Origin of the sequence: Prevotella sp. MGM1, assembly GCF_002933775.1 — a bacterium.
Classification (GTDB): domain Bacteria; phylum Bacteroidota; class Bacteroidia; order Bacteroidales; family Bacteroidaceae; genus Prevotella.
In genome coordinates this window covers 1-12,531 of the sequence record NZ_BEWV01000208.1, presented here as the reverse complement: position 1 = coordinate 12,531, position 12,531 = coordinate 1, and the positions used below count along the sequence as shown (strand labels likewise).

Here is a 12,531-nt window from a genome sequence, read left to right as displayed (position 1 = left end):
TTTAAAAGACATAACTTACAATGGAAAAACAAATCTCACAAAAAGTATCATTGGGAGAAAAAATAGGCTACTCACTTGGTGATGCATCAGCAAACCTTGTCTTCCAGATGATGATGATTTTCCAGCTGAAATTCTATACGGACGTTTTCGGGCTGGACGGGGCAATAGCAGGAAGCGTATTGCTCATCGCACGCGTAGTGGACGCATTTGTTGATCCCGCAGTGGGAATACTCAGCGACCGCACACAGACAAGATGGGGAAAATACAGGCCTTGGGTGTTATGGACCGCCCTGCCGTTCGCGGTGTTCTACGTATTGGCGTTCTATAATCCCGGAATAGAAGATAAAGGACTCGTGGCTACCTATGCCACCATATCATACATATTATTAATGGCGATGTACTCTTTCAACAACACTCCGTACTCTTCTTTAGGAGGAGTGATGACCGGAGACATCAAGGAACGTACCAGCATAACGTCAATAAGATTTGTGGCGGCCACAATAGCACAGTTCGTTGTGCAAGGACTGACACTGCCTCTTGTCAACAAGTTCGGCAAAGGAGACCTTCAGCACGGATGGCTGTGCACGATCAGCCTGTTTGCCATAATCGCGTTTGTCTTCCTTATCATCGCATTCCTCTCATCCAGAGAGCGAATACAGCCGCCCAAGACACAAAAAGTAAGTATAAAAGATGACATAAAAGGCACGGTTTCCAACATTCCATGGCGTGCGATGTTCGTACTGACGCTTTTCGTGTTCATAACACTGGCCATGTGGGGCTCGGCGATGAGCTTCTATTTCCAATACAACGTAAACCAGCTTTCGTTATATGAATTCCTTGCAGACTTCGGACTGACCGACCCCGGATATGAAAAAACGGGCGTAATGGCAACCGTATTGGGCGCATTCAACCTGATAGCACATGAAGAAGGAGACGCTTTCGCGATAGGCTTCTCGCTTTTCAACATGGTGGGAGCATTGGTACAGTTCATCGGAGTGATTTGCCTGTCGGGCTATCTGGCAAACAAATACGGCAAGAAGAAGACATTTATAGTATGTCTCTCGCTGACCGCCCTGTTCACGGCGATGTTCTATCTACCTCAACCGTCAGACGTAGGGTTTATGTTTGTACTGTGCATATTGAAGTCATTGGCATACGCCCCGACAGTGCCATTGCTCTGGGCGATGATTGGCGACGTGGCCGACCATGTGGAATATGTGAACCACAGACGTGCGACAGGCTTCTGTTTCTCCGGAGTGGTATTCGCGCTTAAAGCAGGATTAGGCATCGGAGGAGCTTTTGCAGGATTGATACTTTCCGCTTTCGGATATGTGTCGGGTAACGCCGCTTCACAATCAGAGACGGCAATGGAAGGCATACGCCTTGTCTCTTCTATCGTACCTGCCGTATTATTCGGTATCGGTGTAGTGGCGTTATTCTTCTACCCGATAACCAAGGAATTCAATGAGAATATGCAAGCCGAACTTTCCGTGAGGCGTAAAAACCAATAAGAAATAATCTTACATTAGAATGAACAAATCAATAGGTATTAATTATGAAAACAGCAAGAATTTTTATCAGTAGTTTAGTAGTTGTAGTATCCTCGTTCGCAGCGTATGCGCAACAAGGAATGAAGGAGACCGTGGGGCAGTACTGCCTCATCGGTTCCTCCCTCAATCAAAGGCAGTCGGACGGGCTTGATGCAGCGGCATCAGCCATTGTCCGCACGCATTTCAATACGGCAGTGGCGGAAAACTGCATGAAAAGCGGGCCGCTTCAGCCAGAGGAAGGACGTTTCGACTTCCGCGCGGCGGATAATTTTGTGGATTATTGCGAACAGAACGGCCTGAAAGCGATTGGCCACTGCCTCGTATGGCACTCACAGGCTCCAGGTTGGTTCTTTAAAGACAAAGACGGACAGCAAGTGACTCGTGAAGAACTCATCAAGAGAATAAAAGCGCATATACATACGGTTGTGGGACGATACAAAGGAAGAATTCACGGATGGGATGTTGTAAACGAAGCCATCGAAGATAATGGAACGTTCCGTAAATCTCCATTCTACAACATAATAGGCGAAGAATTTATCGACATCGCTTTCCAGGCGGCACATGAAGCTGACCCCGACGCTGAACTTTACTACAATGACTATTCGATGTCGCAGAAAGGAAAGCGCGAAACGACATGCAAACTGGTAAAGCATCTCAAGGAAAAAGGACTGAGAATAGACGGTGTAGGCATGCAAAGCCACAACGGACTTGACTATCCAAACGTGGACGAATACGAGAAATCGCTTTTAGCTTTTGCCGACTGCGGAGTGAAAGTAATGATTACGGAGTTGGACTTCAATGTGCTACCAAATCCGAAGGGCTTTGGCGGTGCGGCTGTGGAACAGAACTTCGACTATCAGAAGAAATACAACCCATACACCAACGGACTTCCGAAAGACAAGGCAAAGGAACTGAACGAAAGGATATTTGAATTTTTCAAGATTTATTATCGCCACCGTGATAAGATATCAAGAATAAACCTTTGGGGTATCAGCGATGCAAATTCGTGGCTCAACGGCTGGCCCGTGCCCGGCCGCACCAACTATCCCCTGCTCTTCGACCGTGATTATAAAGCAAAACCTGTAGTAGAAGATATCATAAAACTATATAGCAAATGAAACAGCCAAGATATTTATTTCCGAGTGACTATATGGCCGACCCATCAGCCAATGTGTTCAACGACCGCTTATATATATACCCCAGCCATGACTGGGACAGCGGCGCGGCAGAAGATGACGATGGAGGGCATTTCGAAATGAAAGATTATCATGTACTGTCACTTGATGACGTTGAAAAAGGAGAAGTCACGGACCACGGCCAAATACTATGCGTAGACGATGTGGAATGGGTAGGCCGTCAGATGTGGGACAACGACGTGGCGGAACGTGACGGAAAGTACTACCTGATTTATTCCGCAAAAGACAAGAATGATATATTCCACCTCGGAGTGGCAGTATCAGATGCCCCACACGGCCCGTTCGTTGCTCAACAGGATCCGATCAGGGGGTCATATTCTATCGACCCGTGCGCATTTAAGGATGATGACGGTGAGATATATGTATATTTCGGCGGTCTGTGGGGCGGACAGCTCCAGCGTTACCGCGACAACAAGGCACTTGAAAGCGCACACCTGCCGGAAGGAGACGAGACTGCCCTGCCATCACGTGTAGCACGAATGAGCAAGGATATGCTCCAATTTGCCGAAGAGCCGAAACCGATAATTATCATAGACAAAGACGGTAATCCGCTGAAAGCAAATGACCCGCACCGTTTCTTTGAGGCATCATGGATGCACAAGTACAACGGTAAATACTATTTCTCATACTCAACAGGAGATTCTCATCTGTTGTGCTATGCCATAGGTGACAATCCTTACGGACCGTTCACGTTCCAAGGAGTAATCCTTGAACCCGTTGTCGGCTGGACCACACACCACAGCATCGTGAAATACAAAGGAGAATGGTATCTGTTCTATCATGACTGCGTTCCATCGGGAGATATTACATGGCTGCGTTCTCTAAAAGTACAGAAACTATACTACAATGAAGATGGCACCATTAAACCGGTGATCAACAATTGACGTATATTAAAAGAAGATATCTATGAACAAATATCATATTCTCACGACTGTTGCGACAGTTTTTTTCTCTTTCATGAATTCGGCGGCACAAGAGCTTAATATGCCAATCATACAGACCAAATATACCGCTGATCCCGCCCCAATGGTGCACAATGACACGATATATCTGTACACTACTCATGACGAAAACGACGCGGAAGGATTTCACATGAAAGATTGGCTGCTTTATACTTCCACAGACATGGTGAACTGGCAAGACCGCGGAGCCGTCGCCTCTTTGAAAGATTTCGAGTGGTATAAAGGCAACAACGGAGCATGGGCCGAGCAGGTAATAGAACGTGACGGGAAATGGTATATGTACTGCCCGATACACGGACATGGCATAGGTGTTCTCGTGGCCGATTCTCCTTACGGACCGTTCAAAGACCCGATAGGCAAACCTTTGGTATGGCAGAAAGAACATTGGGACGACATTGACCCTACTGTATTCATTGATGATGACGGCCAGGCATATATGTACTGGGGCAATCCAAACACATACTACGTGAAACTCAACAAAGACATGATTTCATATTCAGGTGAGATTGTCCGGATACCGCACATCAAAGACTATCAGGAAGGGCCGTGGTGCTACAAGCGTAACGGACATTACTATATGGCATTTGCATCCACCTGCTGTCCGGAAGGAATCGGTTATGCCATGAGCAAGTCACCGACCGGCCCATGGGAATATAAAGGCCACATCATGAACCACACAAGCCGCACACGCGGAAACCACCCTGGTATCATCGACTACAAAGGCAAATCATATTGTTTTGGACTGAATTACGATGTGTTCCGTCTCGAAACAGGCCGTCATGCGGAACGCAGATCGGTCTCTGCCGCAGAGATGACGTACAATGCCGATGGAACCATTCAGGAGCTCCCTTACTTCCTCGACTGTAAATTGGAGCAGATAGAGCCGTTCAATCCTTTCAGGAAAGTAGAGGCCGAAACAATGGCATGGGGATACGGTTTGGAAACGGTAACGAAAAACCCATGGGGCAAAGATCGGTGGAATCAACTCGTAACCGGAATAGACGACGGGGAATACATCATGGTGAAAGGAGTGGATTTCGCCAAAGGAGCCTCTGTATTCAAGATAAGCGCATCCTGCCACCTATACGGCGGCACAATAGAGATACGCCTTGACGCCACAGACGGGAAAATGATAGGCAGCGTTAATATAGCAAACACCAAGTCGGAACTGAAGGTATTTGAGACGGATATAAAGAGTGCCACCGGCCTGCATGATCTTTACTTCGTGTTCAAAGGCTCTACCAAACAAAGCAAGAACCTGTTTAATCTCGACTGGTGGGAATTCAAATAACAATGTCCTGAAACTAAAACAAAAGGTATTTGCCCAATAACAAAAGAATATCCTTTTAACAAATTCAATTCAAATGCAGAAAAAAAGTCTGTTGTGCACCATATCATTACTACTGTTCAACCTTACTGTCATGGCAGAGGACGGCAGTAAACTATGGATGCGACACAAACCGTACAATACCGCCAAAGTAACAATTCACTCGAAATCGGCTACCGCCGAGATAGCAAAAAAAGAACTGGAACAATACTATGACGGTAAATCAGTTGCACTGAATATTGACAAATCGCTGCCGACAAACGGAAGTTATGTCATTTCCGGAACGCAGAATGATAAAAAAATCAGCGCCGGAAGCGACATCGGACTACTCTATGGAGCTTACGCATTGCTTCGGAACGATATGACACAAGGAGTAAATCAACCAGCATTCGGGTTACGTATACTCAATCATTGGGACAATCTCGACAGTTCGATAGAACGCGGATATGCGGGACCAAGCATTTTTTGGAACAAAGAAATGCGCCTTGATACAGCACGTATACACGAATATGCAAGGGCAAATGCTTCCATTGGAATAAACGGAACGGTTCTGAACAACGTGAACGCATCTCCAAAAATGCTTTCACGCCCTTATCTATTGAAGGTAAAACAAATCGCTGACATTCTGCGCCCTTACGGCATACGCGTATATCTATCGGTCAACTTCGCATCACCTATGAGACTCGGCGGATTGAGAACAGCTGACCCTTTGAATACCGGAGTACGTCAATGGTGGAAGAAAAAGGCTAAAGAGATATATCGTGAGGTACCTGATTTCGGCGGTTTTCTTGTTAAAGCCAATTCCGAAGGTCAACCCGGCCCCGGAGATTACGGCCGCAGTCACAGCGACGGAGCAAACATGCTCGCCGATGCCGTTGCCCCATTCGGAGGCACTATCATCTGGCGCAGTTTCGTATACGGTGCCAACCATAAAGGTGAAGACAGGGTAAAACAAGCCGTATCGGAGTTCGAATCTTGTGACGGTAAGTTCAGAAAAAATGTTATTTTGCAGTCAAAGAACGGCCCACTCGACTTCCAGCCGCGTGAACCGTACGCACCGATATTCGACAGAATGCAGAAGACCCCGCAGATAGCTGAACTCCAAATCACACAGGAATATCTCGGACAATCCAATCACCTGGTATATCTCGCACCCATGTGGAAAGAGTTTTTCTCTTTCGTCAACCCTAAAAAACTCATTGGCATAGCCGGAGTCGCCAACATTGGAGACGATGCGAATTGGTGCGGCCATCATTTTGCGCAGGCAAACTGGTATGCGTTCGGACGCTTGGCATGGAATCCCGACTTGTCGTCACGCAATATCGCAGAAGAATGGCTCGAACAAACATTCGTCCGCGACGAAGCCATTCTGTCGATGATGCTCCGCTCACGTGAAGCATGTGTTGACTACATGATGCCCCTCGGACTGCACCACATCTTTAAGTTCGACCATCACTACGGACCAGAACCTGACGGTTTTAAGGCCGATTATCCGTTAGAATGGTGCCCTGTGTACTACCATCAGGCAGACTCGGCAGGCGTAGGATTCGACAGAAGCACCAAAGGTACGGGAGCTACAGCGCAGTACCCGACACCGTACTGCACCATATATGACAGTATGACGACATGTCCGGAACGTTATCTGCTATGGTTCCACCATGTACCATGGACCTACCGCACACTGAGCGGACGAACACTATGGGACGAAATGCAGTACAGATATAATCGCGGAGTGAAAGAAGTAGAGGACTTTGCCTCTATATGGCAAGAGTCAAAAAAACTAATAGACCCGCAAAGATGGCAGGAAGTAAACGAAAAACTAAGTATACAGCTTAAAGATGCCAAGGAATGGCGCGACACCTGTCTGGACTATTTCAGCAAGTTCGCGACCAAATAAAGTTTATCACCAAGCTTTATCCACAATGATAATAAATGTGCGTTTAGGAGAAGCATTTCTCCTAAACGCACATTTATTATATCATCATTGAGCAAACCTACTTGCTCAATTCATTTTAAATACTTGCCTTACTTTGAAATCACAACTTCAACAAAGCGTCACGACATTGCTCCATAAGCCATTTCGGTGTGCTCGTGGCCCCACATATACCAACAGTACTTATTCCTTCAAGCCACTCAGGCCTTATCTCTTCCGGCCCCTCTATAAGATGACTGTTTCCGTTTACCCTCAGACATTCGTTGAAAAGCACCTTCCCGTTACTGCTTTTCCTGCCGCAAACAAAAAGAATAAGGTCATGGCGTGTGGCAAAAGTACTTATATTAGGCATTCTGTTGGCCACTTGCCGGCAGATAGTATCAAAACTGCGAAACTCCGCAACGGGCGATATATGGCTCTGTATATACTCTGTTATCTTATGAAACTCATCGAGTGACTTTGTCGTTTGCGAATAAAGGTATATATCACGCATGAAATCAAGACGCTTCACATCATCAAACTGCTCTATCACAATGGCGTGACTCTCCGTCTGTCCTACCAACCCGAGCACTTCCGCATGTCCGTTTTTTCCGAATATAACAATCTGCGGGGCGGCCGCAACCTGCCGTCCGGACGAGGCCTCATGACGCGCTTCACTCCTACTCCGCTCCATCACACCGCCGGTTTCCTCTTCACCGGTTTCCACAAAAGCCTTTGCCTCTCCTGCCTTTTCATACTGTTTCTTTATCCTGCGTTGCAATTGCAGCACCACAGGACAAGTAGCGTCAATGATTTCTATATTGTTTCTTCGAGCCAACTCATACGTCTCCGGCGGTTCTCCATGTGCCCTGAGCAGTACTTTCACATCGTGCAGATTGCGCATCTCATCATGATTGATGGTTATCAGCCCCATCTTTCTCAGGCGCTCACATTCCATGCCGTTATGCACGATATCACCAAGGCAATATAACGTCTTTCCCTCGGCCAACTCCTCTTCGGCTTTGCTGATGGCCGTTGTCACTCCGAAGCAGAACCCGCTGCCGTTGTCTATCTCTATCTGAAGCATAATCAAAATAAGCGTTGAACAATTATTGCTAATCAAAGATTCCTTACCACGGTTAATCAATCATTCATATACCATGGCCACCATTCCTCTTTCACCGTCTCATGGCACACCACAGAACAGATATCTGCCTGAAAGTCATTTTCTCAACACATCGAAATACATGTCAAGCAAGTCTTTCGCGGCGGTAAAACTCGTTTTCTCTCCGTCAAGCACTATACGCTCAGACTCTTTCAAACGCGACCGAACAAGCGGATTGTTGTAGAAATTGTTACGCAGATGCTCATTTATGCTCTCATACATCCAGTATTTGCTTTGTTCGTTACGGCGATAGTCGAAATATCCATTTGCCTTGACAAAATCAATATATTCATACACCATATCCCATATTTCCTTGATGCCGATACCATAAAAACCACTGTAACACAACACCTTCGGTGTCCACCCGCTTTCCGGCATGGGGAAGAAATGCAACGCATTGCGGAAACTCGTGGCCGCAAGTTTGCACTTATCCACGTTCTCTCCGTCGCATTTGTTTATCACAATCCCGTCGCTTATCTCCATTATTCCCCTCTTTATGCCTTGTAACTCATCGCCCGTTCCGGCAAGTTGGATAAGCAAAAAGAAGTCCACCATTGAGTGACAGGCTGTCTCGCTCTGCCCCACTCCCACAGTCTCTACGAATATTTTATCAAATCCGGCAGCCTCACAGAGTATTATTGTCTCACGGGTCTTACGTGCCACACCGCCAAGCGAGCCTGCCGACGGGCTGGGACGGATAAACGATTTGGGGTGCTGGGCGAGTTTTTCCATTCGCGTCTTGTCGCCAAGTATGCTTCCTTTCGAGCGTTCCGAACTGGGGTCTATGGCCAGCACGGCAAGCTTTCCGCCATACGTGTCGAGCACATGGACGCCAAACTCGTCTATACTTGTAGACTTACCCGCGCCCGGCACACCGCTTATTCCCACACGTATCGAATTGCCGCTATGCGGCAGACATTTCTCTATCACTTCCTGGGCCTTTGCCACATGGTCGGGGTTTACGCTTTCAACAAGTGTCACCGCCTGACTGAGCACCGTCACATCGCCGCGTATTATTCCGTCAACCATCTCGGCTACTGAAAGTTCGCGGCGTCGGAAACGGTTGCGCTTCAAGTACGGATTTACTATCGACGGCTGCTCCACGCCTCCATTGACCGTCAGTCCTTTGTATTCTTCGTTATTCTCCGGATGCTCCATAGTTCACAATCAATCATTCATAATCGGTAAATAAATATAATATCTATCTGTCACAACAGAAATACGGACCGCTAATCGTTCTTTATCCTCACCTCTATTGCCACCTTCGGTTTGTCCGGGTCATTGGTAATCATCAGCACACGGGGCTTCGAGCGCAACTTTTTCAGTTCGTCGCGCTGGGCCGTTATTTTCAGTTTGGTTGTCTCTCCCGCTGCTATCTCACGCTTTCCGAGCGTGACTTTCAATCCCGATGTAAACATTTGCAGCGATGTTATCTTCAAAGCAGTGCGCCCGTTATTTGTTATCACTATCTCTTCCGTCTTCTTCGACTTGCCGTCAAAGGCTATATCGAGAGTCTCGGCCGACAGCTTCATCTTCGGTGCATACTGCCGCTGTGCGCCCGTCATACCTGTGAAATCGGGCAAAAGCACTGCCGACACTGTTATCTCATTGTCATTACTGATCTTCTCGCCTATGTTACGAGCCAAGTAAACAGATGTCTGGGTAAGACCGAAATCATGCAGTTTTGCCGAGTTCAGCATCACCTCTATCTTCCCTGAGCGTCCCGGTGCCAACCGTTCCGGGGTCACCACTGCCGAGAGATAGGGCGGCAGGTGCATCATATTCGGCGTAAACACCTTTGTCCCCGCATTCATGATATATATCTCCTGCACCGGGTTATCGCCCTTGTTCACATCGTCAAACTCTATTTCATTACGGTCGGTGAGCAGTTCGCCTATCGCGAAAGGATAAGACGCGGAGTAATCTTTCAGATCTTCCACCACCACTCCTTTCATGTTGAGATATACCGGTTGCTTGCTTCCGTTACTGACTATTCGAACACTCTTGTCGAAGTGTCCGAGTTGGCGGGAATCGTATGTCAGTCTGAGCGTGAACTTGTCTCCCGCCGGAATGTCCTCTGTCGGATATTCCACTTTCGTGCATCCGCAGCCGGCTTTCACTTCCGTTATTTTCAGTTTTCTAATCCCTTTGTTGCGAAGTTCGAACGTTGCGGTCACAGGCTTCTCGTATGCCACCTTTCCACAGTCCACCGTCTTCTTCGCTACCGTCAGTCTCTGCGCCGCCACAGGCATGGCAGCCAACAGCAACAGTTGTGTTATTATCGTTTTCATTTCCATATCCAAATATTACTTACTTCACGTTTACCGTCTGCGATTTCTCCGTTGCACGATACTCCGGCGCATATACGCAAGCTGCGGCACATGTTCCGGTCTCGTATGTACCCGCACGGTCTATGTAGTATACATCCTCTATCACCCATGTTCCTTTCGGAAGCATGTCGATATAATAGTTTGTCGAGTTGTCCTTTGGCGATATATACGCACCGTTCCTGTATCCGCTGAGCCTATTCACCGGCTCCATGCAGGCCGCGCGGCGGTCCGTTATCTGCACGAAGTCAAAGTCGCGGCTTGCCTCTACCGTTATTCTCACCGTCACACGGTCGCCCACGGAAAGTTCCTTCACGGTTTTCTTGCCGTCAGTTCCCGATGGTATTATTTCCCTTTTCACCTTTATCCCGCTTCCGGTGGCGCTCACCTCCGGTGTCTTCTGCATGTACTGTACATATACAGCACCCCATGACGTGCCTTCCGATGTCTTCGTTGCCGTCAGTTCCGTGCCTCTCGGATTTGTGACGGCAGTCTTCACATATCCCAATCCAGCCGTCGCTCCCGGTGTTTCGAGCCTTTTCCCGTCTATGGCAAGCACCGTTTCTGTTCCTGCCGACAGTGCGTTAGTGTTGTCGAAAAGGAAAGCATATACAGCATTGACGCTGTTTATAGGAGTGTCCCATGCCTGCGTGCGCTTCTGCTGCAACAACCAGCGGCGCATCTCACCTATCGTCTTGCCATCGGCCGGGGTCACCGCCTTTATGGCTTCTATTGCCGCCACCTGTGCCGGTATCTTATAGTCGCACCATGAATAGCTTGCCCTCCGTGTGTCGTAATAGCGCCCCGTCTCCTCGTTATATACAGTATATTCTTTCAAACTCCGCACATACTCGCGGCTCTTGGCCGTCTCTCCATGTCTGGCGAGTATTATTGCCGTGAGCGCCTTGGCATATATTGACTGGCTTGCAATGTCCTTTTTCAACAACGCTATCAGATAATCGCATGCCGAGCGTGCGGCGTTCGACGGCTTGCGATCGCTTATCGCCATCGAATAGAGATATTGCAACGGCATCATTCCGGGGAAAGATTGTTCCACTCCATTGCTCTCCGCTTTCTTCATGTCACTTACCAACCTCACAATCTCACCGTCCATATATTTGAACGCCTTGTCCATCATTGCCCCGCAACCGGCCTCATTGCCGGTCATAGCCTTCATCCGGGCATACATTTGTACCGTGGTCACTGTGACATACGGGTTTCCTCTCATTCCCGGACACCAGCCCCACGACCCGTCGGAATTTTGTGTATCGATAAGTTTCCTTACCGTGGAAACAGTGCGGCTTTCTATCTGCGCCCCGTCCAACAAGTCGGCGATTTGCCGTTTCTGCTCATCCTCATTGTCGGCATCGGCCACCCACGGTGTCTCAGCGAGTACAATATCCCTCAATTCACCGTTTTTCTTCATGGCACTCATCATCGATGTCTCACTGCCGCTCTCCATATTCCACCGTGCGATAGCGGCCTTTATCTTAGGACTGCCGCCCATTATGCTTGCGGCCACGGTATTGGCATATACCGCCGCCATGCGATCTATGGCGTTTTCGGCATTCGGCGAGGCTATCACTGGCAGCGCCTGCACCATCATCCATGCCGGATTATCAGTGTATTCGACCGTGAGCTTGGTCTGTCCGTCTTTTACCGGTATCAGTTTCGATATGTCTATCGTCTTCACTCCCGGCCCGTTCTGGGTGAATGGAACAGTGACCGTCACCCGCTCACGATCGGGAAGTACCGGCAGATAGTGCTGCTCGCCGTCGCTGAAATCCTTACCCGACACGGAAATACGGCATATCAACAGGGTGTGTCCTACCGACGGACTGTAACCGAACGTCACGCCTGACGTGCCGCCGGCATCTATCGTCACCTGCTTTGCCTCTTTATATACCGTCTTATCCGTCTCCGGGTCTATCAGCTCCATCCTTGCGGTGCCTTTCACCGTTTCCGTACCCGTGTTGAAGATGCGTGCGGTTATCTGCGATTTGTCGCCCATGCGTACGAAGCGCGGCACGTTTGGCTGAATCATTATTTCCTTTGTCGCCACGGCCTCGCCTTGAATCATTCCGTTCAGCAT

At 48.3% G+C, this 12,531-nt stretch carries 9 protein-coding genes; 5 read left to right on the top strand and 4 right to left on the bottom strand.

Annotated elements, in window-relative coordinates; genetic code table 11:
- The first annotated feature begins 20 nt into the window (after positions 1-20).
- The 5 genes from MoGM_RS10600 (at position 21) to MoGM_RS10580 (ending at position 6,932) form a co-directional block, all read left to right on the top strand.
- A complete protein-coding gene (locus tag MoGM_RS10600) occupies positions 21-1,511 on the top strand; it encodes an MFS transporter (RefSeq protein WP_104370021.1) in 1,491 nt (496 codons plus the stop codon).
- A 44-nt stretch (positions 1,512-1,555) separates the two neighbouring features.
- A complete protein-coding gene (locus tag MoGM_RS10595) occupies positions 1,556-2,668 on the top strand; it encodes an endo-1,4-beta-xylanase (protein ID WP_104370020.1) in 1,113 nt (370 codons plus the stop codon).
- Positions 2,665-3,630, top strand: a complete 966-nt coding sequence (locus MoGM_RS10590) for a glycoside hydrolase family 43 protein (protein WP_104370019.1) — start codon at positions 2,665-2,667, stop codon at positions 3,628-3,630. Before MoGM_RS10595 ends, MoGM_RS10590 begins: the two co-directional genes overlap by 4 nt.
- Positions 3,631-3,703: 73 nt before the next feature.
- Entirely contained in the window at positions 3,704-4,999 is a 1,296-nt protein-coding gene (locus tag MoGM_RS10585; RefSeq protein WP_233210270.1) for a glycoside hydrolase family 43 protein, read from the top strand.
- A gap of 73 nt (positions 5,000-5,072) precedes the next feature.
- Positions 5,073-6,932 (top strand): alpha-glucuronidase, encoded by a 1,860-nt coding sequence (locus MoGM_RS10580; RefSeq protein WP_104370018.1) that lies wholly within the window; start codon positions 5,073-5,075, stop codon positions 6,930-6,932.
- Positions 6,933-7,071: 139 nt separating this feature from the next.
- On the opposite strand, the gene MoGM_RS10575 is transcribed toward MoGM_RS10580, so the two are convergent.
- From MoGM_RS10575 to MoGM_RS10560, 4 genes are all read right to left on the bottom strand, one after another.
- Positions 7,072-8,034 carry a 4-hydroxy-3-methylbut-2-enyl diphosphate reductase gene (locus MoGM_RS10575; RefSeq protein WP_104370017.1) on the bottom strand — a complete coding sequence of 321 codons (963 nt, stop codon included), beginning with the start codon at positions 8,032-8,034 and terminating at the stop codon, positions 7,072-7,074.
- 135 nt (positions 8,035-8,169) lie between these two features.
- The gene (meaB, locus tag MoGM_RS10570) at positions 8,170-9,270 is read right to left on the bottom strand and encodes a methylmalonyl Co-A mutase-associated GTPase MeaB (RefSeq protein ID WP_104370016.1); all 1,101 of its coding nucleotides are present in this window, start codon (positions 9,268-9,270) and stop codon (positions 8,170-8,172) included.
- Positions 9,271-9,341: 71 nt separating this feature from the next.
- Positions 9,342-10,403 (bottom strand): DUF1573 domain-containing protein, encoded by a 1,062-nt coding sequence (locus MoGM_RS10565; RefSeq protein ID WP_233210262.1) that lies wholly within the window; start codon positions 10,401-10,403, stop codon positions 9,342-9,344.
- Positions 10,404-10,422: 19 nt separating this feature from the next.
- On the bottom strand, positions 10,423-12,531 hold a 2,109-nt coding region (locus MoGM_RS10560; RefSeq protein ID WP_104370014.1), incomplete at its 5' end, for an alpha-2-macroglobulin family protein.

What these genes read in the sequence shown, in the direction of transcription:
- meaB (WP_104370016.1), bottom strand. Translation starts at nt 9,270, where the DNA reads ATGGAGCATCCGGAGAATAACGAAGAATACAAAGGACTGACGGTCAAT.
- MoGM_RS10565 (WP_233210262.1), bottom strand. Translation starts at nt 10,403, where the DNA reads ATGAAAACGATAATAACACAACTGTTGCTGTTGGCTGCCATGCCTGTG.
- MoGM_RS10600 (WP_104370021.1), top strand. Translation starts at nt 21, where the DNA reads ATGGAAAAACAAATCTCACAAAAAGTATCATTGGGAGAAAAAATAGGC.
- MoGM_RS10595 (WP_104370020.1), top strand. Translation starts at nt 1,556, where the DNA reads ATGAAAACAGCAAGAATTTTTATCAGTAGTTTAGTAGTTGTAGTATCC.
- MoGM_RS10580 (WP_104370018.1), top strand. Translation starts at nt 5,073, where the DNA reads ATGCAGAAAAAAAGTCTGTTGTGCACCATATCATTACTACTGTTCAAC.
- MoGM_RS10590 (WP_104370019.1), top strand. Translation starts at nt 2,665, where the DNA reads ATGAAACAGCCAAGATATTTATTTCCGAGTGACTATATGGCCGACCCA.
- MoGM_RS10575 (WP_104370017.1), bottom strand. Translation starts at nt 8,034, where the DNA reads ATGCTTCAGATAGAGATAGACAACGGCAGCGGGTTCTGCTTCGGAGTG.
- MoGM_RS10585 (WP_233210270.1), top strand. Translation starts at nt 3,704, where the DNA reads ATGAATTCGGCGGCACAAGAGCTTAATATGCCAATCATACAGACCAAA.